Below are 24,338 nucleotides of genomic sequence, written 5' to 3' on the forward strand. Positions count from 1 at the left end.
TACTTGGCGACTTTGAAACAATTTCTATGTGCAAGTTCAGGCTGACACAAAAACGGCCATCCATGGATGGCCGTTCCTGTTGTTCATCAAAGGCCGAATCAGGCCTTGTCGACGCCTTTCTTGATGGCGTCCTTGGCTTTGCCGACCGCTTGTTGGGCCTCGCCTTTCTTTTCCTGCACTTTGCCTTCGGCTTGCAGCTTGCTGTTGTCAGTCGCCTTGCCGACGCCTTGCTTGACGTTGCCAGCGGCTTCGTTGGCCATGCCTTTTACTTTATCGCCAGTGCTGCTCATGGTGTTTCTCCTGAGAACAATTAAACGGAAAAAGTCGTTACACAAGGATTGACCGAGAGCGTTTGTACGGAGTTTCATTTATTTTCAGCCTCGCATTTCATCGTTCAGTGCAGATCAGGCTTTATGTTTGCCGACCAACCCCCGAGAATGCGCAACGTATTCAGGCCATGGCGCTGAAGATCCAATCCCGTAGGAATGTTATGAAACTCGATAAAAAGCAGGCCATTGCCCGCAGAAACCAGGAACTTGGCGGTGCTGTGCTTGGCGTCAACAACTGCCATTTCACCGAACTGAACCGCAACCGCAACATCTGGTGGTTCGATATCCCGGTGGCGCGCCTTGCCATTGGTCAGTACGAGTGGGTTCACCTGCTGATGCACACGCCGGATACCGACGAGCTGCTGCATCTGAAAGTGCCAACGGTGTTCCTGCGCGAGAAGCTCGAAGGCCTGGTGGTGCGCAACGAAGGCAAGCGCAAAGCCGCGTTGAGCCTGGAACTGAGCGCGGACAAGGATTCGTACCTGCAAGACATGCGACCGGCGGGTACCAACGTCAATTTCGCGCCGTTCCGCCTGTAACACGCCCTCAAGCCAAATAGAGAACCCTGTGGCGAGGGGATTTATCCCCGTTGGGTCGCGCAGCGGCCCCAAAAACCTGCAACCGCAATTCATCAGGTACACCGCATTCGCCGGGTTTACGACTGCTGCGCAGCCGAACGGGGATAAATCCCCTCGCCACAGATAAATCCCCGAACACATAAAGCACTTCTGACATGGCCATAAACAAAAAGCCCCGCATCTGCGGAGCTTTTTTTTGTGGGTTACGCGCCAACTTTCCTGGCGTTGAGCTTCTTCAACTCTTCGTCGCGCAGTTCACGACGCAGGATCTTGCCCACGTTGGTGGTCGGCAGCGCATCGCGGAACTCCACGGAGCGCGGGACCTTGTAGCCGGTGACGTTGGCGCGCATGTGCTCCATCACCTGTTCCTTGGTCAGCGTCACGCCCGGTTTGGCCACGATGAAGATCTTGATCGCCTCGCCCGACTTCTCGTCCGGCACGCCGATGGCCGCGCATTGCAGCACACCCGGCAGGGTCGCCAGCACGTCTTCCAGTTCGTTCGGGTAAACGTTGAAACCGGAGACCAGGATCATGTCTTTCTTGCGATCGACAATGCGCATGTAGCCGTCAGGCTGGATGACCGCGATGTCACCGGTCTTCAGCCAGCCTTCGCTGTCGAGCATTTCATCGGTGGCGTCCTGGCGCTGCCAGTAGCCCTTCATCACTTGCGGACCTTTCACACACAGTTCGCCGATTTCGCCCAACGGCTGCTCAACACCGGCATCGTCGATGACTTTGCACACGGTGGACGGCACCGGAATACCGATGGTGCCGATCTGGATGTGCTGAATCGGGTTCACCGTGGCCACCGGGCTGGTTTCGGTCATGCCGTAACCTTCGCAGATGGCGCAACCGGTGACCGCTTTCCAGCGCTCGGCCGCGGCCAGTTGCAGGGCCATACCGCCGGACAGGGTGACTTTCAGTGCAGAGAAGTCCAGCTTGCGGAAGCCCTCGTTGTTGCACAGCGCCACGAACAAGGTGTTGAGGCCGACAAAGCCGCTGAACTTCCACTTCGACAGTTCCTTGACCATCGCCGGCAAATCACGCGGGTTGCTGATCAGGATGTTGTGGTTGCCGATCAGCATCATCGCCATGCAATGAAAGGTGAAGGCGTAGATGTGGTACAGCGGCAGCGGTGTGATCAGGATCTCGCAGCCTTCGTTGAGGTTGGAGCCCATCAGCGCCTTGCACTGCAGCATGTTCGCGACGAGGTTGCGATGGGTCAGCATCGCACCCTTGGCCACGCCGGTGGTGCCGCCGGTGTATTGCAGCACGGCAACGTCGCTGCTCGCCGGATTGGCTTCAGCCACTGGCTGGCCGTGGCCCTTGCTCAGCACGTCGTTGAACTTGATGGCCTTGGGCAGGTGATACGCCGGGACCATCTTCTTCACGTACTTGATGACGCTGTTGACCAGCAGGCGCTTGAGCGGTGGCAGCAGGTCGGCCACTTCGGTGACGATCACGTGCTTGACGCCGGTCTTCGGCACGACCGCCTCGGCCAGGTGTGCCATGTTGGCCAGGCAGACCAACGCTTTGGCACCGGAGTCGTTGAATTGGTGTTCCATTTCCCGCGCGGTGTATAGCGGGTTGGTATTGACCACGATCAGCCCGGCGCGGATGGCACCGAACACGGCGACGGGGTACTGCAATACGTTAGGCAATTGCACGGCGATTCGATCGCCCGGCTGCAAGTCGGTATGCTGTTGCAGGTAAGCGGCAAAGGCACCGGACAGTTCGTACAGTTCACCGTAAGTGATGGTCTTGCCCAGGTTGCTGAATGCCGGTTTGTCGGCGAAGCGCTGGCAGGAACGTTTCAACACTGCCTGAATATTCGGAAACTCGTCTGGATTGATCTCGGCAGCAATCCCGGCAGGGTACTTATCCTTCCAAAAGTCTTCGTTCATGGAAGCCCACTCCTCAGCAACGCGAATTCAGCACCGCATTTGATGCGATTATTATTGGTGTGTGTTTGTCGGTGAATCTAGCGCTTTTATAAGCCCGAGAAGTCACAAAGCGCGCCGAGAGTAGCAGCTTTGCCAAGGGTCGACTAGAGCCAAAAGCGGCCTCTATGGTCACAATTGTGACTCAAGAATTGCTAGCGGTCATTTTAGAGCAAAAATTCTATAGACCCCCTGAAAGCCTGTGAAACCGGGGACTTGATCAAAAAAAATCGCTAGCAGGCTCGCTCCCACAGGATCACCGAAATCCTTGTGGGAGCGAGCCTGCTCGCGATTGCGCGAAGCGCAGCTTTTAAAGGTCAGGCGATATCCCGCAACTCCCGTCGCAGAATTTTGCCCACCGGCGTCATCGGCAACGACTCACGCAACACAATATGCTTGGGCACTTTGTACGCCGTGAAGTTTTCCTTACAGTACGCCTTCAGCTCTTCAAGGCTGACACCCGACTCTCGGGCCACCACAAACAACTTCACCGCCTCCCCCGAACGCTCGTCCGGTACGCCGATCACCGCGCAGTTGGCGACTTTCGGATGAGCCATCACGATGTCTTCGATCTCGTTCGGGTACACGTTGAAACCCGAGACGATGATCATGTCCTTCTTGCGATCGACGATGCGTACAAAACCGTCCGGGTCGATCACCGCGATATCGCCGGACTTGAACCAGCCCTCGGCATCCAGCACTTCGGCAGTGGCTTCCGGTTTCTGCCAGTAGCCCTTCATGATCTGCGGGCCCTTGATGCACAGTTCGCCGCGCTCGCCCAAGGGCTGCTCGACGCCTTCATCGTTGATCACTTTCAACGTGGTGCCCGGCACTGGCAGGCCGACCGTGCCGATCCGCGACTTGTCGCCGTACGGGTTGGTGCAGGCCACCGGAGAAGTTTCCGTCAGGCCGTAACCTTCGGTGATGCGGCAACCGGTGAGCTGCTCCCAACGCTCGGCGGTGGCCTTGACCAGCGCGGTGCCACCGGAGTTGGTGAGTTTGAGGCTGGAGAAATCCAGGGTCTTGAAGTCCGGATGATCCATCAGCGCGACGAACAGCGTGTTCAGCCCCAGCAGCGCCGAGAACCGCCAGTTCTTCAGCTCCTTGATGAAGCCGCCGATGTCCCGAGGATTGGTGATCAGTACGTTGTGGTTGCCGGTCACCATCATGCACATGCAGTTCGCCGTGAATGCATAGATGTGGTACAGCGGCAGCGGCGCAATCATCACTTCCTGGCCTTCGCGCAGCAGTGGCTGACCGTCGCTGCCAAATTGCCCGAGGCACGCACGCGCCTGTTGCATGTTCGCCACTAGGTTGCCGTGCGTCAGCATCGCCCCTTTGGCCAGGCCGGTGGTGCCGCCGGTGTATTGCAACACCGCGATGTCGTCGAGGCCGACTTTCAGCGGCTTGATGCCCAGGCCCCGGCCCAGACGCAGTGCGCTCTTGAAGGAAATCGCCTGCGGCAAGGAATACGCCGGGACCATCTTCTTGACCTTGCTGACCATGGTATTGACCAGCCAGCCTTTGGCGGTCGGCATCAGATCGCCCATCTTCGCTTCGATCAGGTACTGGATGTCGGTGTCGGGCAGCACTTCCTGGACCTTCTGCCCGAACACGTTCAGGTACACCAACGCCCGGGCGCCAGAGTCCTTGAACTGATGCCGCATCTCCCGCGCGGTGTACAGCGGGTTGGTGTTGACCACGATAAGCCCGGCGCGCAAGGCACCGAACACGGCAATCGGGTAATGCAAAACATTAGGCATCTGCACCGCAATACGATCCCCCGGCACCAGGTCGGTGTGGGCTTGCAGGTAACCGGCGAACGCCAGGCTGTAGCGTTCCAGTTCGGCGTAGGTCAGGGTCACGCCCATGTTGCTGAACGCGGGACGATCAGCGAATTTCTTGCAGGAACGCTCGAACACCTCAAGCACCGACTTATAGGCCCCAAGGTCAATATCCAGGGGCACGCCGGCCGGGCGTTTGTCATTCCAGAAATCAGGTTGCATTGTTCTTGTCCTCTTTACCTGAGCCTATCCGGGCCGCTTTCTGTCCGTCTTCAAAACAAGGAGCGAAAAAGCGGGGCTCCACGGACACTAGCAGCTATGGCGAATCAGGCAAATATGCCAACGGGCGTCATTGACCGTGTGAATCTTGCTGCAGCGGCGTGGCCTGATCAGACGGCAAGCGCAGGATGCGCTATAAAATGCATCGAGGCTGTTTTCCACCCGGCAGCCCCATGCAAAGGAATCGCCATGATCCACGACACTTTCTGGCTGACCGCGAGTGACCGCAGCCGCCTCTACGTCAACCAGTGGCTGCCCGCTGCGCCTTTGAAGGCCGTGATCCTGCTGGCCCACGGCATGGCGGAACACAGTGGACGCTATGCCCGCCTGGCGGAAAAACTCTGCGAGCAAGGGTACGGCGTCTACGCACCGGACCTGCGTGGACATGGCAAAACTGCCGAAAACGGGACACTCGGCCATTTCGCCGACGACGATGGCTGGTGCAAAGTGGTCGGCGACCTGGCCAGCCTCAACCAGCACATCGGCCAGCAACATCCCGGCGTGCCGATCGTGCTGCTCGGTCACAGCATGGGCAGTTACGTTGCCCAGGCTTATCTGCTGCATCACAGCGCCAGCCTGCATGGCGCGGTGCTCAGCGGTTCGAACTTCCAGCCGATCGCGCTATATCGCGCAGCACGACAAATTGCCCGGCTCGAACGTATGCGCCAAGGCCCCACAGGTCGAAGTGCGCTGATCGAATGGCTGTCGTTTGGCTCGTTCAACAAGAAATTCAAACCGGTGCGCACGCGGTTCGACTGGCTCAGTCGGGATCCGGTGGAAGTTGATCTGTACGCCAGCGACCCGCTTTGCGGCTTTCGATGCACCAATCAGTTGTGGATCGATTTGCTCGGCGGCTTGCAGCAAATCAGCAAAGCGTCCAATCTCGCTCAGATTGATCCGGGCCTGCCGTTGCTGGTGATTGGCGGTGAATGTGATCCGGTGAGCGAAGGCAAGCGTCTGAAAGATCTGGCCCATGCGCTACGCGCGGCCGGCAGCCAGAACCTGCAACTGACTATTTACCCGCAGGCACGGCATGAACTGTTCAACGAGAGCAACCGCGAGGAAGTGATCAACGACGTGCTGAACTGGATTGCCCAGGCGCTGAGCCACCGCCGGCCACCCAGATCGGAATAGTTTTTTTGTGGATTTTTTATTCGTCACAGGAATTGAAACAGATGACCCAGGTTACCAACACCCCTTACGAAGCCCTCGAAGTCGGCCAGACCGCCAGCTACAGCAAGACGGTCGAAGCGCGCGACATTCAGTTGTTCGCCGCGATGTCCGGTGATCACAACCCGGTGCACCTGGACGCCGAATTTGCCGCTGCCACCATGTTCAAGGAGCGCATCGCCCACGGCATGTTCAGCGGTGCGCTGATCAGCGCGGCCGTGGCTTGCGAGTTGCCTGGGCCGGGCACTATCTATATCGGTCAGCAGATGAGCTTTCAGAAGCCGGTGAAAATCGGCGACACCCTGACCGTGCGTTTGGAGATCCTCGAGAAACTGCCGAAGTTTCGTGTGCGGATTGCCACTCGCGTGTTCAACCAGCGCGATGAATTGGTGGTGGATGGCGAGGCCGAAATTCTCGCGCCGCGCAAGCAGCAGACAGTGACATTGCCGACATTGCCGGCGATCAGCATTGGCTGAACCGGTGAGGGGTGTCAGCTGAATCACCCCTCACCCTAACCCTCTCCCAAGGGGAGAGGGGACCTACCGAGGTGTTCTTTCGGGTTACAGCGACCTGAGAGTTCGAGTCGAACTCAGGCTCTGAAAACAACCGAGATCAGCTCCCTTTCCCCTTTCCCCCGTGGGGAGAGGGAATCTACCGAGTTGTTCTTTCGGGTTACATCGACCTGAGAGTTCGAGTCGAACTCAGGCTCTGAAAACAACCGAGATCAGCTCCCTTTCCCCCTCTCCCCCGTGGGGAGAGGGCTGGGGTGAGGGGTGGCTCTAAAGTCAGATAAAGATCTGAAACTCACCGCTCCCCCTCCCCAACCTGCACACTCGCCGTCATCCCCGAACTCAAATTCATCCCCTCCGGCAACTTATCAATCTTGATCCGCACCGGAATCCGCTGCGCCAGCCTCACCCAGTTAAACGTCGGCTCTACCTCCGCCAGCAGTTGCCCGTCCGGCGTGGTATTGCGGTCGGTAATCCCGCGGCTGATGCTTTCCACATGCCCGTCCAGCGCTTCCCCAGCGCTCATCAACCAGACTTTCACCGGATCGCCCACCCGAATTCGCGGCAACTTGGTTTCCTCAAAATACGCTTGCACGTAAAAGGTCGAATCATCGATCAACGCCATCACCGATTGCCCGGCATTCACGTAGTTGCCTTGGGCCAGACGCAGGTTGGTGATGTGGCCATTTCGCGGCGCATGGACCTGACTGCGTGCAAGATTGAGTTCGGCAACCTTGGCTTCCGCCTGTGCTTCACGCAGTTCGCCACGGGCGATGCCGGCGTTGATTTGTGCATTCTCGCGCAGCTCGGCACTGATCGCTTGCGGCCCGAGGCTGGCGCGGCGACTGGCTTCGCGTTCACGCAGATTGAGTTGTTGCTGGCGGGTCTGCACCACCGCCTGGGCCTTCTCCAGTGCCGCTTCGAAACGGTCACGATCGATGCTCAGCAACAGATCGCCGGCCTTGACCGGCTGGTTATCGAACGCCTTGAGCTCACGCACCCACCCCGAGACATCCGGGGCGATCACCACCACATCGGCGCGGATCCGCGCGTCCCGGGTCCAGGGCGTGAGCATGTAGTATTGCCACAAATGGAAGCCGGCGAAAATCGCCACCGCCACCAGGCACAGGGTTACCGCGACACGTACGGGGGTACGCATTTTCAACTCCTTATAAAGGTCCGAGGACGACGGTGATCAGGGTCAATACACAGACGTACAAGGCGCAATCAAACAATGCTTCGTGCCAGATCCAGCGGCCGACCGGTGTCAGGCGCAACAGCATGCGCAATGCGCCGGTAACGAGCAGGGCCAGCAGCACATAAATCAGAAACGGACTGAGCAACACGCCGCCCACCGACCACTCACGCAAGCCCATGGCTGTGCTCCTGTTGACGGCACCAGGCGCGCCAACTGCTTTGCAATTGCAGTACGGCGCCCTGGGCCAGTTTCACGGCATCACTCGGCGGCAACGCGTACAAGGACTTCAAGAACTCTTCGCTGGGTTGTTCCAGTGCATCGGCGCAGTTGCCTGCGGGACCTTGCTCGAGGATTTTCTCCAACTGTTCGAGATACCGTCGCTGAGGCGCACTGACCGGGGCCTGTGCCACTGCCAGGCTCAGCCGCAGGTGCAGCAATTCATCGCCGATATCGAGGCCGAGCAAGCCGTCATCCCAGCGACTGCGCGCCGGCTCCGGCAACTCGGGATAGTGCCGCGCCAGTTGCAGCAAGCGATCGGCCATGCGCCCGCCAAACCAGCTTTCGGCACCGCGCAGGTTACGTCGGGTCAGCCGCACCAGATCATCGAGCGTTGCCGCCAGCAAGCGGCGACCATGCCACGCCGGGTTACGCAGGATCAGCAAATGAAACGCCAATACCGCTGCGCCGACACCGACGACCATTGCCTGAGCGCTGTTGAAGAACGTGGCGACGTCGAATTTCATCGCGTTCAGCGGCGACACCAGCACGATGAAGTGCAGGCAGAACGAAGTGGCTGTGGCGCCGATCTGCGGCTTGGCCATGCCCAGCGCACCGAAGAACAACGGCACGCCCATGCCCATGCACAGCAAGGCAAAACCGCTCCATTGCGGCAGCAGAATCTGCCCGACGAAAAACGCCGTCGGAATCGCCAGAAAGATCCCGCGCATGAAACTCATGCCGATCTGCGCGCCGTTCTCGCGACTGGCAAACAGGCTGCACACCACGCACGTCAGCACCAGGGCGCCCGATGCGGCGGGCCACGCCGTCGCCAGCCAGAAGCACGACACCACCAGAAACGCCAAGGCACTGCGCGCGCCGAACACCAGCGCCAATGACAGGTCGCGGTGCGGTGTCAGGGTGCGGGGCGGATCAACCGTTTCGCGGCCCTCCTCCACTGCTTTCAGCGCCGCAGTGGCTGCCATCGAGGTATCGAGCAGCAAGGTGAAACGGGCAAGGCAGTAACTCTGCGCGGAGCTGATGTGCGGATCGTGGGACGCATCCAGCAACCGCGGCCGCAACGCCTGCAGGGTCGCGGTATCGGCAACGCTGAGTGCGGCTTGAACCTCGGTCATCCAGGGTTGCAGCTGCTCGGCTTCTTGTGGTTCCAATTGCTTCCACTGACGGCGCACCGAACGGGCGATGCGCAGCAACATCAGGAGTTTCTGGCTCAAACCGCTGATTGCACGTGCGCGTTGCCGACCGAGGCCACCTTCAAACCAGGCATGTTCGCGCTGGGCATCGACGGCGACAATTCGCCCGAGGATTTCCAGCAAACCTTTACGTGCCTGAGCATCGCCGGCCAGGGTTGCACGCGCCGCATTCATCCCGCTGTTCCAGGCAGCTCGCGCCTGATCCGCCAGTTGCCGCTCGACCCGCATCGGCCAGAGCAACGCGCTGGCCGCCGTGGCGCAGAGGATGCCCAGGCAGATTTCCGTGCAACGCGCCACGGCCTGGTCGAACACCGTCAGCGGATGGGTAATGGCCGGCAACGCGATGATCGCCACCGTGTAGCCGGCCAGTACAAATGAATAGGACCAGGCGCTGCGCAGCAACGTCGAACTCGCCGTACACAGCCCGAGCCACAACGCCAATGCCAGCAAAAAAAGCCAGGGCGTCTGGGCGAACATGCTCATGAATACGACCGACATGATCGTTCCGACCAGCGTGCCCAGCAGCCGCGCCAAGCCCTTCTGCACCACCATTCCGGACAGCGGCTGAGCGACGATGAAGGCCGTCATCAGTGCCCAGGCGGGTTGCTCCAGGCCCCAACGCAATGCCAGCCACAGCGCAAGGCCTCCGCCGATCAGCGTCTTGATCGCGAACTGGAGCGCACGGCGGTCAGGCGCAAACAAGGCCTGCAAAGTGATAGGCACGTCGAAGACTCTGGAAAGGACGTTTTTAACGATAGTCGGGATCACTGAAGTCACTTGAAAAACAAATTATTAGCTAGCTATCTATCACCCGTCCAGCGTTAATTCCCAGGCACAAAAAAACGCCAGACTGGCTGGCGTTTTTGACAGGCTACGAGCGCTTAAGAGCGAGCGCGGGCCTGGTTACGCAGGGCTTTTACCTGATCGTGATTGCGTTGCACGCCGTGGTACTGACGTTCAACCAGGTCACGAATGCCCACCAGGTTGTGCTTGTTGATTTTTTCCATGGCTTCTTTGTAAGCCTTCAGTGCATGGTCTTCACCGCGCTCGGCTTCGTTCAGCACGGCCTCTTCATCTTTGCCGGTGAACATCGCCTTCACGTCGACCCAGCGACGGTGCAAGTCACCGCTGACGCTGGTGGAAGTTTCCGGATCGCCGCCCATCGAACGCACGGCGCTCTGGAGTTCGGCCGCTGCGGTGGCGCAGTCGGCGGAGCGTTGCACGAACAGGGTTTTCAGTTCAGGGTGTTTGATGTCTTCAGCGCAAGTCTTGAACCCTTCCTGACCGTCTTTACTGGTTTCAATCAGGTCGTTGAGTACAGAGATCGCTTCTTTATTGATGTCGGTCATTTTTCAATTCCTTGCGGGTTGATGAAAGATGCAATAGTTATTGCACCCTGCATGCCAGCTTCGGAATGATAATTTATATCTTATATTTCAATGACTTAGTTTTAACGGCCAAATCTGTATCCGCTTTTTTTGCATGAACTGTCAATTGGCCTGCATGCAGAATGCCTGTATTTTCCAGCCTGATGAATCAAGACGACCCTCGATGAACCCTGAAAAGCTCGAACTGTTGATTACCCGCGAAATGCCCTTCGGTAAATACAAGGGTCGAATCATTGCCGACCTGCCCGGCCAATACCTGAACTGGTTCGCCCGGGAAGGTTTTCCACACGGGGAACTGGGCGGTTTACTGGCCCTGATGCAGGAGATCGATCACAACGGTCTGTCGGACCTGCTCGAACCGCTGCGCGCCAAACATGGCAAACCTGCCCCACGCCACTGAAATCGCTGTCAAGAACCGAGTAGCTCATGCCCGATAACACCCGTCGCGCCCGTGATGAACACTTCTGGAAAACCTTTGCCGACCGCTACGCTGTCGAGCCCGGGCCCATCAATCTGGAAAACGGTTACTTCGGGCGAATGTCGCGCACCGTGGTCGAGGAGTACCAGCGCAACATCGAGCTGATCAACCGCAGCAACTCGGTGCATGTGCGCCAGCGTTTCGAACAAATCGAAAGCCTCGAAATTCGCGCACGGCTCGCCAGCCTGATCGACGTCCCCGTCGAAAGCGTGGCCCTCACCCGCAACGCCTCCGACGGCCTTCAGTCGCTGATCCGTAACTACAATCGCCTGCAACCGGGCGATCAGGTGCTGATTTGCGATCTGGAGTACGACACGGTCAAAGGCGCAATGCGCTGGCTGGCCCGTCATCGCGGCGTGGAAGTGATCGAAATCGACCATGCGCACCCCGCGAGTTTCGACAGCTTGCTCGCTACTTATCGCGACGCCTTCGTGCGTTATCCAAAGCTCAAACTGATGGCCCTGACCCACGTCACCCATCGCACCGGATTGGTCATGCCGGTTCAGGCCATTGCCGCCGCCGCCAAGGAACACGGCATCGACGTGATCCTCGATGGCGCCCATGCCCTCGGGCAGATCGAGTTCAATCTCGATGAACTGGGCATTTCTTTCGCCGGCTTCAACCTGCACAAGTGGATCGGCGCGCCCCTGACACTGGGCTTCATCTACATTGCCTCTGAGCGCCTGGCCGATATCGACCCGGACATGGGCGAGATGCATTTCCCGGTCACCGATATTCGCGCCCGCACGCCGTACAGCACACCGAATATCCCGGCGCTGCTGACGCTGCCCCTGGTGTTCGAGGAGCATCTCGCCATGGGTGGCGTCGCAGCCAAGAGCACACGGCTCAACTACCTGCGCAACCGGTGGGTCACTGCGGTTCGCGAGTTACCGGGGATCGATGTCATGACACCCGATGACCCGAGACTGTATTGCGGCATTACCTCGATGCGCTTTACCCGGCATGCCGACCAACAGGCGATGGTCGAACGGCTGCTCAGCGACTACAACCTGTTCACCGTGGCCCGTAGTGGCGCGGCGAGTGGACCCTGCATACGCATTACGCCGGGGCTCACGACTACCGCCGCCGACATGGATTTACTGGCCCGGGCGCTGACCGAGCTGCGCTGAGTCATACCGTGTACTTGTCGAAGTCCTCCGGTTTGATTTGAGTCGACGCGGCGAACGTGTCGATGCCGATGGTTGTGTGCCCGAAAAAGCCGTCCTCGTTTGAGTCTCGACCGAGGGTGTGGACCGTTAACGTCGATGCCTCGCCGCCCTGATGCCGGAAATGAAAGTCTTCATTGTTGGTGAGCGCTGAGGCGGATCGGCCGCTGTACTCACGGGCATTGAGCACCGCACGCGAGGCGGGTTCGGGAAAGTAAAGCTGGCCGACCCAGGCGACGTGTCGCTCATCAAGAAAATTGTTGCCTGACGTGATGCGAACGGCGATGTGGATGTGTAACGCACGACCGGCATAGAACCCCGGATAGATGGTGGTAAAGCGCACCACGCCCTTTTTGTCGGTGAATTGCCCGCCACGCAGATAGGTGTCGTCGTCGGTGCGCGGGACCGAGCCGATGTCACCGACATCGACTTCCTTGTCCGGATTGATCTTGCTCCAGCCCGAATACGCACCGCGCGCATTGCAATGCCAGAGGTCGACCAGGGCCCCGGTCACAGGCTCGCCGGTCATGGCATCGACAATCGCCAGTCGCAACACCAGGGGAATGCCCTCGGCGCTTTCGCTGATGTTGCGGCGGATCAGTTTAGGATTGCGGAAATACGGGCCGGCGATTTGCTCGGGAGACAGCAGGTAAACCGGGGGTGTGGGTGCAACGGAGGTGTTGTCGTCCATGACGTACTCTCTTCCATAAGATGAACGCAGGTTAACGCTGGTCGAGCGGCCAGGTGCGGTAACTATGTATCGCCTGATGTCCCCTGTGGGAGCTAGCCTGCTGGCGATAGCGGCATGACAGACACCAAGAAGTGACTGTCAGATCGCTATCGCTAGCAGGCTGGCTCCCACAGTTTTTTTGCGGGCAAAAAAAAACGGTGCACCGACCAAGCGCACCGTAAAGCCGTAGAACACACAACGAAGTGTTGGGTAAAAGCCGATCAGTCCAGCAGCGCCAATGCCTCGGCGGTGCATTCCTGAATGCGGGCCCAGTCGCCGTTCTTGATCCACTCCGGATCAAGCATCCAGCTACCGCCCACGCACATCACGTTTTTCAACGCCATGTAGCTCTTGATGTTGGCCGGGCTGACGCCGCCAGTCGGGCAGAATTTCACTTCACCGAACGGGCCGCCAAGCGCTTTGATCGCCGCAACGCCACCGCTGACTTCCGCCGGGAACAGCTTGAAGCGGCGATAACCCAGGCCATAACCTTCCATGATGCCGGAAGCGTTGCTGATGCCCGGTAACAGCGGGATCGGGCTGTCGACACTGGCTTCGAGCAAGTCACGGGTAATGCCCGGCGTGACGATGAACTGCGAACCAGCCGCTTCAGCAGCGGCAAGCATGTTGCGATCCAGCACCGTACCGGCGCCGGTCACCAGTTCCGGACGCTGCTCACGCAGAACCTGGATCGCCCGGAGACCGAACTGCGAACGCAGCGTCACTTCCAGGGCAGTCAGGCCACCCGCGGCCAGGGCGTCGGCCAGTGGCAGGACATCCTGTTCGCGAGCGATGGTGATCACCGGCAGGATCCGCGCCTTGGCGCAGAGGCTGTCGATCAGGGCAACTTTGTCCGCCATGGAAACGGTCGGGGATGTGTTTTTCATAGCGGCTGATCCTTGGCTCATGGGCACCAGTAAATCTCTAACGTAGGTTGCAGAAACGCGCGAATCGGCATGGCGGCGACATCGTCACCGGCCAATGCGGCACTCAGGGTGGTCAGCTTGGACTGACCGGAAATCGATAGAACGGTGGTCTTGGCCGAAGCCAGCAGCGCGCGACTCATGGTCAGGCGCTGATGCGGCACGGTCGGTGCCAGCATCGGGTAGCAACGACGGATGCCGTCGGCTTTCAAGGCGTCGGCCAGGTTCGGGCTGTTCGGGAACAGCGAAGCGGTGTGACCGTCGTCGCCCATCCCGAGGATCAGCACGTCGATCGGCGGCAACTCGGCGAGCAAACGGTCGGCTTGCTCGGCGGCCAGCTCAAGGTTCGCGGTGGCGCTGTACAGGCTCAGAAACTGAGCCTTGGCCGCCGGGCCTTGCAGCAGGTAACGCTTGAGCAGGCCGGCATTGCTGTCGGCATGCTCGATCGGGACCCAGCGCTCGTCGGCCAGGGTAACGACGACCTTGGACCAGTCCAGTTTCTGTTTGGCCAGGTTCTGGAAAAACGCCACCGGGCTACGTCCACCGGACACCACCAGCGTCGCGCTGCCGCGAGCGTCGATGGCGTCACTCAGTTGCTTGGCCACATTCAGCGCCAAACCGTCGGCCAGCAGCACCGGGCTCTTGAACTCATGGGCGCTGACGCCCTGAGGCAGTTGCAAATTAGATATCGCCATACCACGACCTCCCATCCCGCGTGATCAGAGCAATGGAGCTCATCGGTCCCCAGGACCCGGCCGCGTACGGCTTGGGCGCATCACCGGATTTTTTCCACCCGGCGATCAACTGGTCACACCACTTCCACGCGGCTTCGATTTCATCTTTACGGACAAACAGGTTCTGATTGCCGCGCATCACTTCCAGCAGTAACCGCTCGTAGGCATCGGGAATCCGCGCACTACGCCAGGTGTCGGAAAAATTCAGCTGCAACGGACCGCTGCGCAGCTGCATGCCCTTGTCCAGGCCTTGTTCTTTGGTCATCACGCGCAAGGAAATGCCTTCGTCCGGCTGCAGGCGGATGATCAGCTTGTTGCTGATTTGCAGGCGCTGCTCGGGGGCGAAGATGTAGTGCGACGGTTCCTTGAAGTGGATGACGATCTGCGACAACTTCTGTGGCATGCGCTTGCCGGTGCGCAGGTAAAACGGCACGCCGGCCCAGCGCCAGTTGCGGATGTCGGCACGCAAGGCGACGAAGGTTTCGGTGTCGCTTTGGGTGTTGGAATTGGGCTCTTCCAGATAGCCCGGAACCGGTTTGCCTTCGCTGTAACCGGCGATGTACTGGCCGCGCACCACTTGGGTGGTCAGGCCTTCCGGGCTGATCGGCGCCAGGGCCTTGAGCACTTTGACTTTCTCGTCACGGATACTGTCGGCAGACAGGTCGGCCGGCGGGTCCATGGCGATCAGGCAGAGCAGTTGCAGCAGGTGATTCTGGATCATGTCCCGCAGCTGACCGGCCTTGTCGAAGTAACCCCAACGGCCTTCGATCCCGACTTTCTCGGCCACGGTGATTTCCACGTGGGAGATGTAGTTCTGGTTCCACTGGGTTTCGAACAGGCTGTTGGCGAAACGCAGGGCGATCAGGTTCTGGACGGTCTCTTTGCCCAGGTAATGGTCGATGCGGTAGGTGCGGTTCTCCGGGAAGAACTGCGCCACGGCGTCGTTGACCTTGCGCGAGGATTCCAGGTCCGAACCAATGGGTTTTTCCAGCACCACGCGGGTGTTTTCGGCCAGGCCGACCTTCGACAGGTTTTCGCAGATCGCACCGTAAACGGCGGCCGGTGTGGCGAAGTAGGCAATCACACGCTGGGCGCTGCCAGCCATTTCGGCCAGGGCGACGTAATCGTCAGCCTTGAGGAAGTCGACATGCAGGTAGCTCAAACGGGCCAGGAAGCGTTCGGCCACAGCTTCGTCCAGCTCGGCACCTACGTAACGGCGCAGTTCCGAGGCGATGAACGCCAGGTGTTCCTGCTCGCTGCCAGGCTCACGGGCCAGCGCAATAATGCGCGTATCCTCGTGCAATAGGCCTGCGCCATCGAGTTGATAAAGGGCAGGAAACAGTTTGCGCAAAGCCAGATCGCCGAGGGCGCCGAACAAGGCAAATGTGCACGGTTCAACCGTAATCGAAGGCATGATGTTTGTTCTTTTATCAAGTTAAGCTACAAATACCTTTTTTCAAGGCATCACTCAAGGGAAAATGTAGTAATAACCACAACATTTTCGCAAAATACAGATTCCGAGTGGTGGTCGGTCGGAGCCATCAGTAGGATAGGCCACCGTCAAGGGCCGTATCAAAGGCCCAATTTGCATTAGCCGAACGCTTATTTGCGCTGCTGACCTAAGGAACATGAAATGGACCGCGTGCGAAATCTACTGGAACAGATCCAGAATCGCCTTGAAGACCTGAACAAGGCGGAACGCAAAGTCGCCGAGGTGATCCTGCTCAACCCACAGCAGGCCACCCGGTTCAGCATCGCCGCCCTCGCCCAGGCCTCAAAGGTCAGTGAGCCGACGGTCAACCGTTTCTGCCGCTCGTTCGGCGTCAGCGGCTACCCGGAACTCAAGCTTCAGTTGGCCCAGAGCCTGGCCAGCGGCGCGGCGTATGTCAGCCGAGCGGTCGAGGCCGATGACAATCCCGAGGCGTACACCAAGAAGATTTTCGGCAGTGCCATCGCGTCATTGGACAGTGCCTTGCAGGCGCTGGACCCGAGCCTGATCAGCCGCGCCGTCGACCTGCTGATCCAGGCCCGGCAGATTCACTTCTTCGGCCTCGGCGCCTCGGCACCGGTGGCGCTGGATGCGCAGCACAAGTTCTTCCGCTTCAACCTGGCCGTCACCGCCCATGCCGACGTGCTGATGCAACGGATGATTGCGTCGGTGGCGCATACCGGCGAGTTGTTTGTGATCATTTCCTACACCGGCCGCACCCGCGAACTGGTGGAAGTGGCGCGCATCGCCCGGGAGAATGGCGCTTCGGTGCTCGGCTTGACCGCGGAGAACTCGCCGCTGGCCAAGGCCAGTACCTTGAGCCTGAACATTCCGTTGCCGGAAGACACCGACATCTATATGCCGATGACGTCTCGGATCATCCAACTGACCGTGCTGGATGTACTGGCGACGGGCATGACCTTGCGCCGGGGCGTGGATTTCCAGCCGCATTTGCGCAAGATCAAAGAGAGTTTGAATGCGAGCCGGTATCCGGTTGGGGATGAGTTTAACTAGGCCAACATCTTCATTGCCTGACCCGGCCTCATCGCGAGCAGGCTCGCTCCCACAGTGGACCTGCGCTGAACACAAATACTGTGACCAGTGGAGATCTATTGTGGGAGCGAGACCGGCTTGCCGGCGATGAGGCCAGCAGCAACCCCTCAAGCCTTGGACTAAACCCCAGACCGCGCCTGCAAACTCAAATGCGCCTTCTGCCCCGGCGCCAGGCTCAGGCTATCGGTCCCACCACTCGCAGCCTCGACACACACAAACTCGGAAATCTCGTTCCAGCTCACCCCCAGCAACGGCCGTGAGCCGGGATGCCAGACCACCGTGTCCGCATGGTCACCGGTATCGATACACAATTCGCGCTGCCAGGCGTGGTCCTTGAGCTGTAATTCACCGTCATGCTGGAACACCCGCTGACACCCACCATCAACTCTCAACTCGCCTTCCTGCTGGCAAACCTGACGGTTCAACTGGTCGTAGCCCTGCACGCCATCGAGCCCGGACAGCGCTATCTCACCGACATCGCCAATACGCCAATAGGCATGCAACGCCTGGCTCAATTGGCATGGCAGGCTGTCCTGATGCTCGGTGCTCAAGCGTAGATCCATGCGTTCGCCAAGATGCGCGTGCAGGTCCACTTGCCAGTCGCAAAGCTGAAGTTGCCAATGCAAGCGCACGCCAGCGTCGTCATGGTGGCTGTCGAGCAGCTTCCAGTCGATCAACCGTGCCCAGCCATGGGAAGGCCAGGCGTTTTCGCTGGGATGACGGCCATACCATGGCCAGCACACCGGCACGCCGCCACGAATCGCACCGACTTGCGGCCACTTCGCCGCGCACCAGAGCCAAGGCTTCTGGCCCTTTGGCTGGAAGTGCAGCAACTGCGCGCCCTGGCGACTGAACACCGCCTGACACAACGGATGGTCGATCACCAGCACGTCGCGCTTCTGATAGCGCTCCCACGCAAACACCGGACGTTCGCGCAAGGATTTGAAGAAGCGTTGTAGCGGATGCTCATGCATGTGCCACGGTCCTGAAAATCATGGGTGTACTTATACTTCCAAACAACTTGAATAGCCCTTTTTGTGGCGAGGGAGCTTGCTCCCTCGCCACAGGTCCTCATTGACCCCACACAAAAAAAAGCGGACAGCCAGGGCTGTCCGCAAAAATGCGCACATAGAGAAGAGCTTATCGCAACAGCGTTAGAACACCGACTGAATTTTCAGACCGGCCACCAGCGCGTTGTCGACTTCATCCACACCGCCCGGGTGAGTGATGTATTGCAGATTAGGACGCACGGTCAGCCAGTTGGTGACGTGGAAGCCGTAGTTGATTTCGTAGTTGTACTCGGTGCTTCGCAGTGGCGCGAACAGCGGGTCCTGATAGTCCGTGACATTGTTGGCAGCGTTGACCAGTTCGGAGTTTTTCTTCACGTCATCGTTGACATGGATACGCGCGGCGCCGATCCCGAAGTCATCCTTCGGACGTGCATCGAACGGGCCCTTGTACACCAGCATCAGCGACTGGTAGTTGTCGACGAAGTTGGTGTCCTTGTCGTGGAACGTGGCGTTGGCAGCAATGTTCAGGCCGCGAGATTTGTCACCGTTGTGGCTGGTGAGTTGCTGTTGCGCCACGAACCAGTAACCGTGCTTGCTATCGTGACTGCGATAGGCGTTACCGCTGGTGGCCGCATCATCGCCGTTGGCATCTTCGCGGACGTCATCGGCATTGGCCGTGCTTTTGTAGTAACCGACACGGTATTCGCCCGGCAGGTTGCCAGGGTTAGGCAACCAGACCAGTTCCACCGGCAACACAGTGCCCTTGGTACCACTGCCGCTGAGCTTGAAGCCGTTACCGTGCTCCAGTTGCGACGGGTTCTGGTTGTACGCGCCGATCTGCGCATACCACTCAGGCGAGATGTTGTACTTCACACGGATCGCGGCCTGGCTGATCGGCCAGTTGTACCAGATGTTGGTCGCCCAGTTACCCACCTGGGAACCGCAGAACGCCAGGTTCTGGAACTCGCAAGGGAAGGTGTTGAAGTCTTCACCTTCGCCGAAGTAACCGGCCTTGACGTCCAGCTTGCCGTCGAGGAACTGGTGCTTGATCCACAATTGGGTCAGACGGACCATGTGGCCACGACCGTAGACTTCCTGGGAGGAACTCAAGGTGCCGGCACGCGGGTCGCCGACACGGTCATTGGAAATGTTTTCACCGTTACGGTTGGTGAACTGGACCTTGGCCTGGGTGTTATCCCAGCCCCAGAGTTTTTGCAGGTCCAGCGCCACACCCAGGCCAAACTGGTCGGCGTAACGCGCGGTCTTGTCATCGTTGAAGCCGCCGTGGAGGTTGCCGCCCACTTCACCGACGTAGTCCATCTTGATGTCGATACCTTGCTCGATCAGCTTGGTCCGCTCGCCACCCCAATCGCCGGTCATCCATTCGGAATCGGCGCTGAACGCATCAGCTGCATGCACACTGCCGGCCAGCATCATTGCCGCTACTGCTGACAACTGGCAGATAAGCTGAGCGTTGTTCTTCTTCTTCATCCCTACATCCTCGTTTTATTGTTATTAACTGTTTTTATTTAACGCGGTTACATCAGGTGCGGAGAGCAACAGGCCGCTCACCGCATATCCCCCTGTAGGAGCGGGCTTTTGTGGGAGCTGGCCTGCCGGCGATGCAAACGACTCGGTTCAACGTCGAACCGATTTGATGCTATCGCTGGCAGGCCAGCTCCCACACAACCCCATTCCCACATTGATCTTCAGCGGCCTTTGAACTGGGTAACGTTGGCGCTGTGGCTTTCGGCTTTCGGCAGACCGGCCACCCCCAGGCGCTCCCCGGTCTTGGCATCGAACAACAGCACTTTCGATGGATCGAATTGCAGGGTCAGCGTCTCGCCCACGTTCGGCGCGACGTCCGGCGCCAGGCGGCAGCAGACTTTGGTTTCGTTGAGATTGACGAACACCAGGGTGTCGGGACCGGTCGGTTCGGTGACCTGGACTTCGGCGCGAATGGTCGGCAAACCATTGGGCTCGCCGTTCGCCAGCACGATCTGTTCCGGGCGCAGGCCGAGGATCACTTCACGGTCTTCAAGGCCGGCGTCCTGCATGCCCATTGGCAATTCGCAGCGCGCCTGACCACTGTCGAGCAGTGCCAGCAGACGACCGTCCTTGCGTTGCAAACGCAGGGGGATGAAGTTCATCGGCGGCGAACCGATGAAGCTCGCCACGAACAGGTTGGCCGGGTTGTTGTAGATGTCTTTCGGCGTACCGAACTGCTGAATGATGCCGTCCTTCATCACCGCAACCTTGTCGCCCAGAGTCATCGCTTCGATCTGGTCGTGGGTCACGTAGACCGTGGTGGTTTTCAGGCGCTGGTGCATCAGTTTCATTTCGGTGCGCATCTCGACGCGCAACTTGGCGTCGAGGTTGGACAGCGGTTCGTCGAACAGGTAGATCTTCGGCCGACGCGCCAGGGCGCGGCCCATGGCCACACGCTGTTGCTGACCGCCAGAGAGCTGTCCGGGCTTGCGGTTGAGCAGGTGTTCGATCTGCAGCAGCTTGGCCACCCGCGCCACTTCCGCTTCGATGTCGGCAGCGGGCATTTTGCGGATCTTCAAACCGAAGGCGATGTTCTCGCGCACGCTCATGGTCGGGTACAGCGCGTAGGACTGGAACACCATGGCGATGTCGCGGTCTTTCGGGCTCATGCCGCTGACGTCCTGATCACCGATCATGATCGCGCCGCCGGTGATGGTTTCCAGGCCGGCGATGCAATTCATCAGGGTCGACTTGCCGCAACCCGAAGGTCCGACCAGGATCAGGAACTCACCGTCCTTGATCGACAGTTCGATGTTCTTGAGGGTGTCCGGCAGGCCGGGGCCATAAGTCTTGTTTACATTGCGAAGTTCGAGCGTAGCCATGATTACCCCTTGACTGCGCCGGCCGTCAGCCCGCGCACGAAATACTTGCCTGCGACCACATAGACCAGCAGGGTCGGCAGCCCGGCGATCATCGCCGCCGCCATATCAACGTTGTATTCCTTGGCCCCGGTACTGGTGTTGACCAAGTTGTTCAGCGCCACCGTAATGGGCTGCGAGTCACCGCTGGAGAACACCACGCCGAACAGGAAGTCGTTCCAGATCTGGGTGAACTGCCAGATCAGGCAGACCATGATGATCGGGGTGGACATCGGCAGGATGATCAAGCGGAAGATGGTGAAGAAACCCGCGCCATCGAGCCGCGCTGCCTTCACCAGCGCATCGGGAACGCTGACGTAGTAGTTACGGAAGAACAGCGTGGTGAACGCCAGGCCGTAGACCACATGCACGAACACCAGGCCCGTGGTGGTACTCGCCAGGCCCATCTTGCCGAGGGTGAACGAGGCCGGCAGCAGGACGGTCTGGAACGGCAGGAAGCAACCGAACAGCAGCAGGCCGAAGAACAACTGCGAGCCACGGAAGCGCCACATCGACAACACATAGCCGTTCAGCGCACCGATGGCGGTGGAGATCAGTACCGCCGGGACGGTGATCTTGATCGAGTTCCAGAAGTACCCGTCCACCGTGCCCCAGGCCTTGACCCAGCCGATGCCGCTGACCACGGTTGGCCAGCTCAGCAGGTTGCCGGAGTTGATGTCTTCCGGTGTCTTGAAACTGGTCAACAACATGACCACCAGCGGTATCAGGTAAAGCAATACGGCCAGGATCAGCACACCGTAAATCGCGATGCGACTCAGGCTGATGGAAGGTTTGGCAGAGAAACTAGTCATGGCGCTTGGTCCTCAGCTCGGAGTACAGGTAAGGCACGATGATTGCGAGAATCGCACCGAGCATCAGAATCGCACTGGCCGAGCCCATGCCCATCTGGCCGCGGCTGAAGGTGAAGGAGTACATGAACATCGCAGGCAGGTCGGAGGAGTAACCCGGGCCACCGGCGGTCATTGCCGCCACCAGGTCGAAACTCTTGATCGCGATGTGAGCGAGGATCATCACGGCGCTGAAGAACACCGGGCGCAGGCTCGGCAACACCACTTTCAGGTAGATGCGCGGCATGCTCGCACCATCGATCTGGGCGGCACGGATGATCGATTGATCAACCCCACGCAGACCGGCGAGGAACATCGCCATGATGAAGCCCGAGGCTTGCCATACGGCAGCGATCACCAGGCAATACACCACGCGATCCGGGTCGATCAGCCAGTCCAGGCGAAAGCCTTCCCAGCCCCAGTCCCGCAACAATTTGTCCAGGCCCATGCCCGGGTTGAGCAGCCATTTCCACGCGGTACCGGTGACGATCATCGAGAGCGCCATCGGGTACAGGTAAATGGTGCGAATGAAACCTTCGCGACGAATGCGCTGATCAAGAAACACTGCCAGCAGCACACCGATCACCAGGGTGATGCCGATGAACATGCCGCCGAACACGGCCAGGTTCTTGCTCGCTACCCACCAACGGTCGTTGTCGAACAGCCGCTGATACTGCGCCAGGCCTGCCCATTTGTAAGTCGGCAGGAAAGTCGAGGTGGTGAACGACAGGATGAACGTCCACAGGATATAGCCATAGAAGCCCACCAGAACGATGAACATGCTCGGCGCCAGCACCAGTTTTGGGAGCCAGCGTTGCAGTGCATCGAACGGCGAGGCCTTGCTGAACACAGCAACAGAACTCATGGGAAAATCCAGTACGAGAAAGAGAGAATTCAGCAGGTCGCCTGTAGGAACCGGCTTGCTGCGGGCGGCGTTCCGACGAAGGCGGTGTGTCAGTCGACATCTGCGTTGAATGACACATCGCTATCGCCAGCAAGCCGGCTCCTACAGGCCAAGCATTACTTGGCCGCTTTGACGGCGGTACCGAGTTGCTTGGCGGCAGTCGCCGGATCGGCTTTCGGGTCGTTGATGAAGTTGGTCACCACATCAAAGAACGCGCCCTGTACTGCCAGCGTGGTCGCCATGTTGTGCGCCATGCTCGGCTGCAGTCCGCCGGACTTGGCGTCCGCCAGGAAGTCCTTGGCGGCGGTCTGGGCGCAGGAGTCGAAACCGTACTTGCCCATGTCGGCGAGCATGTCGTTACGCACAGGGATCGAGCCCTTGTTGATGCTGAAGACTTTCTGGAAGTTCTCACCCAGCACGACCTTGGCGATGTCCTGCTGCGCGGCAGCAGTGCCCTTGTCTTTCTGCTTGAACACGGCCAGGGAGTCGATGTTGTAGGTGAAGGCCTTGTCGGTGCCCGGGAACGCTACACACTCGTAGTCCTTGCCGGCGACTTTCTTGGCTGCGGTCCATTCGCTCTTGGCCCAGTCACCCATGATCTGCATGCCGGCCTTGCCGTTGATGACCTTGGCCGCTTCCAGGTTCCAGTCCTGGCCTTTGCCGTCGGCGTCCATGTAGGTCGCGACTTTCTTCAGCTCGGTCAGCGCCTTGACCATTTCAGGACCGGTCAGTGCAGCGTTGTCCAGGTCGACCAGGGCTTTCTTGTAGCCGTCGACGCCCATGACCGAAAGGACCACCGCTTCGAACACGGTGCTGTCCTGCCAAGGCTGGCCGCCGTGGGCAAGGGCGATGAAGCCCGCTTTCTTCAGCTTGTCACCGGCTGCGTAGAATTCTTCAAGGGTGGTCGGGGCTTTTTCAATGCCCGCTTTCTTGAAGACTTCCGGGTTGATCCACAGCCAGTTGACGCGGTGAATGTTCACCGGCACAGCCACGTAGTCACCTTCGTACTTCACGGTATCGGAGACTTTCTTGTCGAGCAGGCTGTCCCACTTCTCGGACTTGGCGGCGTCTTTCAGGACGTCGGTGTCGAGCAGACCTGTAGACGCCCATTCCTGGATGTCCGGACCTTTGATCTGCGCTACGCCCGGTGGGTTACCGGCCACGGCGCGGCTCTTGAGTACGGTCATGGCCGTAGCACCGCCACCACCGGCGACTGCACCGTCCTTCCAGGTGAAACCGTCTTTTTCGACTTGGGCCTTGAGCACATCGACGGCCGCTTTTTCGCCACCGGAGGTCCACCAGTGAACGACTTCTACCGAACCTTTGGAATCGGCGGCAAGCGCACTGACAGGGAATGCAGAGATAGGGAGCAATGAGGCAAGAGAAATGACAGTAGCGAGGCGAGAAATCGCATTCATCTAGAATTACCTTTCTTGTTGTTATGCATGCAAGTCTGGTGCTTGCGCTGCATAGGATTTTAAACAGGAGTTAT

The 24,338-nt window shown here is 59.2% G+C and carries 23 protein-coding genes; 6 read left to right on the forward strand and 17 right to left on the reverse strand.

The genetic code is table 11. The annotated features are described in order from the left end of the window. Positions 1–98: 98 nt before the first annotated feature. Positions 99–290, reverse strand: coding sequence for a CsbD family protein (locus ACRC4F_RS30840; RefSeq protein ID WP_438662694.1), 192 nt, complete (start codon positions 288–290; stop codon positions 99–101). A 200-nt stretch (positions 291–490) separates the two neighbouring features. Here ACRC4F_RS30840 and ACRC4F_RS30845 point away from each other — a divergent pair, with 200 nt between their 5' ends. Continuing rightward, positions 491–868, forward strand: a complete 378-nt coding sequence (locus ACRC4F_RS30845; RefSeq protein ID WP_109634211.1) for a hypothetical protein — start codon at positions 491–493, stop codon at positions 866–868. Positions 869–1,110: 242 nt separating this feature from the next. Here ACRC4F_RS30845 and fadD1 read toward each other — a convergent pair whose 3' ends face one another. Together fadD1 and fadD2 are read right to left on the reverse strand one after the other, a co-directional pair. Continuing rightward, positions 1,111–2,811 (reverse strand): long-chain-fatty-acid--CoA ligase FadD1, encoded by a 1,701-nt coding sequence (gene fadD1 / locus ACRC4F_RS30850; protein ID WP_438662695.1) that lies wholly within the window; start codon positions 2,809–2,811, stop codon positions 1,111–1,113. A 353-nt stretch (positions 2,812–3,164) separates the two neighbouring features. Next, positions 3,165–4,853, reverse strand: a complete 1,689-nt coding sequence (gene fadD2, locus ACRC4F_RS30855) for a long-chain-fatty-acid--CoA ligase FadD2 (RefSeq protein ID WP_438662696.1) — start codon at positions 4,851–4,853, stop codon at positions 3,165–3,167. A gap of 246 nt (positions 4,854–5,099) precedes the next feature. Between fadD2 and ACRC4F_RS30860 the strand changes: the two genes are divergently transcribed. Together ACRC4F_RS30860 and ACRC4F_RS30865 are read left to right on the forward strand one after the other, a co-directional pair. Continuing rightward, the gene (locus ACRC4F_RS30860) at positions 5,100–6,044 is read left to right on the forward strand and encodes an alpha/beta hydrolase (RefSeq protein ID WP_438662697.1); all 945 of its coding nucleotides are present in this window, start codon (positions 5,100–5,102) and stop codon (positions 6,042–6,044) included. Positions 6,045–6,085: 41 nt separating this feature from the next. After that, positions 6,086–6,556, forward strand: a complete 471-nt coding sequence (locus ACRC4F_RS30865) for a MaoC family dehydratase (RefSeq protein WP_438662698.1) — start codon at positions 6,086–6,088, stop codon at positions 6,554–6,556. 328 nt (positions 6,557–6,884) lie between these two features. Here the strand turns inward: ACRC4F_RS30865 and ACRC4F_RS30870 are convergent, their stop codons facing one another. The 4 genes from ACRC4F_RS30870 to ACRC4F_RS30885 all read right to left on the reverse strand — a co-directional run bounded on the left by ACRC4F_RS30870 (position 6,885) and on the right by ACRC4F_RS30885 (position 10,566). After that, entirely contained in the window at positions 6,885–7,748 is an 864-nt protein-coding gene (locus ACRC4F_RS30870) for an efflux RND transporter periplasmic adaptor subunit (protein WP_438662699.1), read from the reverse strand. 10 nt (positions 7,749–7,758) lie between these two features. Continuing rightward, positions 7,759–7,965, reverse strand: a complete 207-nt coding sequence (locus tag ACRC4F_RS30875; RefSeq protein ID WP_008151119.1) for a DUF1656 domain-containing protein — start codon at positions 7,963–7,965, stop codon at positions 7,759–7,761. Beyond that, positions 7,952–9,940 (reverse strand): FUSC family protein, encoded by a 1,989-nt coding sequence (locus ACRC4F_RS30880; RefSeq protein WP_438662700.1) that lies wholly within the window; start codon positions 9,938–9,940, stop codon positions 7,952–7,954. The genes ACRC4F_RS30875 and ACRC4F_RS30880 overlap by 14 nt, the downstream gene beginning before the upstream one ends. 158 nt (positions 9,941–10,098) lie before the next feature. Next, positions 10,099–10,566 (reverse strand): ferritin-like domain-containing protein, encoded by a 468-nt coding sequence (locus ACRC4F_RS30885; protein ID WP_208669568.1) that lies wholly within the window; start codon positions 10,564–10,566, stop codon positions 10,099–10,101. A gap of 202 nt (positions 10,567–10,768) precedes the next feature. On the opposite strand from ACRC4F_RS30885, the gene ACRC4F_RS30890 reads away from it, so the two are divergent. Together ACRC4F_RS30890 and ACRC4F_RS30895 are read left to right on the forward strand one after the other, a co-directional pair. Then, the gene (locus ACRC4F_RS30890; RefSeq protein WP_010457368.1) at positions 10,769–11,005 is read left to right on the forward strand and encodes a DUF3820 family protein; all 237 of its coding nucleotides are present in this window, start codon (positions 10,769–10,771) and stop codon (positions 11,003–11,005) included. A 26-nt stretch (positions 11,006–11,031) separates the two neighbouring features. Then, positions 11,032–12,213: an aminotransferase class V-fold PLP-dependent enzyme gene (locus ACRC4F_RS30895; RefSeq protein ID WP_438662701.1), complete on the forward strand. Its 1,182-nt coding sequence runs from the start codon at positions 11,032–11,034 to the stop codon at positions 12,211–12,213. Between the two features lies 1 nt (position 12,214). Here the strand turns inward: ACRC4F_RS30895 and ACRC4F_RS30900 are convergent, their stop codons facing one another. The 4 genes from ACRC4F_RS30900 to zwf all read right to left on the reverse strand — a co-directional run bounded on the left by ACRC4F_RS30900 (position 12,215) and on the right by zwf (position 16,050). After that, the gene (locus tag ACRC4F_RS30900) at positions 12,215–12,940 is read right to left on the reverse strand and encodes an intradiol ring-cleavage dioxygenase (RefSeq protein WP_438662702.1); all 726 of its coding nucleotides are present in this window, start codon (positions 12,938–12,940) and stop codon (positions 12,215–12,217) included. A gap of 260 nt (positions 12,941–13,200) precedes the next feature. Beyond that, positions 13,201–13,866, reverse strand: coding sequence for a bifunctional 4-hydroxy-2-oxoglutarate aldolase/2-dehydro-3-deoxy-phosphogluconate aldolase (locus ACRC4F_RS30905; protein ID WP_438662703.1), 666 nt, complete (start codon positions 13,864–13,866; stop codon positions 13,201–13,203). A 17-nt stretch (positions 13,867–13,883) separates the two neighbouring features. Continuing rightward, entirely contained in the window at positions 13,884–14,597 is a 714-nt protein-coding gene (gene pgl / locus ACRC4F_RS30910) for a 6-phosphogluconolactonase (protein ID WP_438662704.1), read from the reverse strand. After that, positions 14,584–16,050, reverse strand: coding sequence for a glucose-6-phosphate dehydrogenase (zwf, locus tag ACRC4F_RS30915; protein ID WP_438662705.1), 1,467 nt, complete (start codon positions 16,048–16,050; stop codon positions 14,584–14,586). Before zwf ends, pgl begins: the two co-directional genes overlap by 14 nt. 228 nt (positions 16,051–16,278) lie before the next feature. Between zwf and ACRC4F_RS30920 the strand changes: the two genes are divergently transcribed. Continuing rightward, positions 16,279–17,139 (forward strand): MurR/RpiR family transcriptional regulator, encoded by an 861-nt coding sequence (locus tag ACRC4F_RS30920; protein ID WP_392893714.1) that lies wholly within the window; start codon positions 16,279–16,281, stop codon positions 17,137–17,139. Positions 17,140–17,297: 158 nt separating this feature from the next. Here the strand turns inward: ACRC4F_RS30920 and ACRC4F_RS30925 are convergent, their stop codons facing one another. The 6 genes from ACRC4F_RS30925 to ACRC4F_RS30950 form a co-directional block, all read right to left on the reverse strand. Continuing rightward, positions 17,298–18,152: a D-hexose-6-phosphate mutarotase gene (locus ACRC4F_RS30925; protein ID WP_438662706.1), complete on the reverse strand. Its 855-nt coding sequence runs from the start codon at positions 18,150–18,152 to the stop codon at positions 17,298–17,300. A 180-nt stretch (positions 18,153–18,332) separates the two neighbouring features. Next, on the reverse strand, positions 18,333–19,679 hold the full coding sequence (locus tag ACRC4F_RS30930; protein WP_438662707.1) for a carbohydrate porin: 1,347 nt from the start codon (positions 19,677–19,679) through the stop codon (positions 18,333–18,335). Positions 19,680–19,897: 218 nt separating this feature from the next. Then, a complete protein-coding gene (locus tag ACRC4F_RS30935; protein ID WP_438662708.1) occupies positions 19,898–21,058 on the reverse strand; it encodes an ABC transporter ATP-binding protein in 1,161 nt (386 codons plus the stop codon). Between the two features lie 2 nt (positions 21,059–21,060). Next, entirely contained in the window at positions 21,061–21,906 is an 846-nt protein-coding gene (locus tag ACRC4F_RS30940) for a carbohydrate ABC transporter permease (protein ID WP_403107319.1), read from the reverse strand. After that, on the reverse strand, positions 21,899–22,807 hold the full coding sequence (locus ACRC4F_RS30945; protein ID WP_010457390.1) for a carbohydrate ABC transporter permease: 909 nt from the start codon (positions 22,805–22,807) through the stop codon (positions 21,899–21,901). The genes ACRC4F_RS30940 and ACRC4F_RS30945 overlap by 8 nt, the downstream gene beginning before the upstream one ends. A 155-nt stretch (positions 22,808–22,962) precedes the next feature. Then, entirely contained in the window at positions 22,963–24,264 is a 1,302-nt protein-coding gene (locus ACRC4F_RS30950) for an ABC transporter substrate-binding protein (protein WP_438662709.1), read from the reverse strand. Positions 24,265–24,338 lie beyond the last annotated feature (74 nt).

Source organism: Pseudomonas sp. (assembly GCF_051660785.1).
Lineage (GTDB): Bacteria > Pseudomonadota > Gammaproteobacteria > Pseudomonadales > Pseudomonadaceae > Aquipseudomonas.

What these genes read in the sequence shown, in the direction of transcription:
- ACRC4F_RS30895 (WP_438662701.1), top strand. Translation starts at nt 11,032, where the DNA reads ATGCCCGATAACACCCGTCGCGCCCGTGATGAACACTTCTGGAAAACC.
- ACRC4F_RS30900 (WP_438662702.1), bottom strand. Translation starts at nt 12,940, where the DNA reads ATGGACGACAACACCTCCGTTGCACCCACACCCCCGGTTTACCTGCTG.
- ACRC4F_RS30940 (WP_403107319.1), bottom strand. Translation starts at nt 21,906, where the DNA reads ATGACTAGTTTCTCTGCCAAACCTTCCATCAGCCTGAGTCGCATCGCG.
- ACRC4F_RS30870 (WP_438662699.1), bottom strand. Translation starts at nt 7,748, where the DNA reads ATGCGTACCCCCGTACGTGTCGCGGTAACCCTGTGCCTGGTGGCGGTG.
- fadD1 (WP_438662695.1), bottom strand. Translation starts at nt 2,811, where the DNA reads ATGAACGAAGACTTTTGGAAGGATAAGTACCCTGCCGGGATTGCTGCC.
- ACRC4F_RS30950 (WP_438662709.1), bottom strand. Translation starts at nt 24,264, where the DNA reads ATGAATGCGATTTCTCGCCTCGCTACTGTCATTTCTCTTGCCTCATTG.
- ACRC4F_RS30865 (WP_438662698.1), top strand. Translation starts at nt 6,086, where the DNA reads ATGACCCAGGTTACCAACACCCCTTACGAAGCCCTCGAAGTCGGCCAG.
- ACRC4F_RS30925 (WP_438662706.1), bottom strand. Translation starts at nt 18,152, where the DNA reads ATGCATGAGCATCCGCTACAACGCTTCTTCAAATCCTTGCGCGAACGT.
- ACRC4F_RS30845 (WP_109634211.1), top strand. Translation starts at nt 491, where the DNA reads ATGAAACTCGATAAAAAGCAGGCCATTGCCCGCAGAAACCAGGAACTT.
- fadD2 (WP_438662696.1), bottom strand. Translation starts at nt 4,853, where the DNA reads ATGCAACCTGATTTCTGGAATGACAAACGCCCGGCCGGCGTGCCCCTG.
- ACRC4F_RS30945 (WP_010457390.1), bottom strand. Translation starts at nt 22,807, where the DNA reads ATGAGTTCTGTTGCTGTGTTCAGCAAGGCCTCGCCGTTCGATGCACTG.
- ACRC4F_RS30935 (WP_438662708.1), bottom strand. Translation starts at nt 21,058, where the DNA reads ATGGCTACGCTCGAACTTCGCAATGTAAACAAGACTTATGGCCCCGGC.
- ACRC4F_RS30890 (WP_010457368.1), top strand. Translation starts at nt 10,769, where the DNA reads ATGAACCCTGAAAAGCTCGAACTGTTGATTACCCGCGAAATGCCCTTC.
- ACRC4F_RS30860 (WP_438662697.1), top strand. Translation starts at nt 5,100, where the DNA reads ATGATCCACGACACTTTCTGGCTGACCGCGAGTGACCGCAGCCGCCTC.
- ACRC4F_RS30905 (WP_438662703.1), bottom strand. Translation starts at nt 13,866, where the DNA reads ATGAAAAACACATCCCCGACCGTTTCCATGGCGGACAAAGTTGCCCTG.
- ACRC4F_RS30930 (WP_438662707.1), bottom strand. Translation starts at nt 19,679, where the DNA reads ATGAAGAAGAAGAACAACGCTCAGCTTATCTGCCAGTTGTCAGCAGTA.
- ACRC4F_RS30840 (WP_438662694.1), bottom strand. Translation starts at nt 290, where the DNA reads ATGAGCAGCACTGGCGATAAAGTAAAAGGCATGGCCAACGAAGCCGCT.
- pgl (WP_438662704.1), bottom strand. Translation starts at nt 14,597, where the DNA reads ATGGCGATATCTAATTTGCAACTGCCTCAGGGCGTCAGCGCCCATGAG.
- zwf (WP_438662705.1), bottom strand. Translation starts at nt 16,050, where the DNA reads ATGCCTTCGATTACGGTTGAACCGTGCACATTTGCCTTGTTCGGCGCC.
- ACRC4F_RS30885 (WP_208669568.1), bottom strand. Translation starts at nt 10,566, where the DNA reads ATGACCGACATCAATAAAGAAGCGATCTCTGTACTCAACGACCTGATT.
- ACRC4F_RS30875 (WP_008151119.1), bottom strand. Translation starts at nt 7,965, where the DNA reads ATGGGCTTGCGTGAGTGGTCGGTGGGCGGCGTGTTGCTCAGTCCGTTT.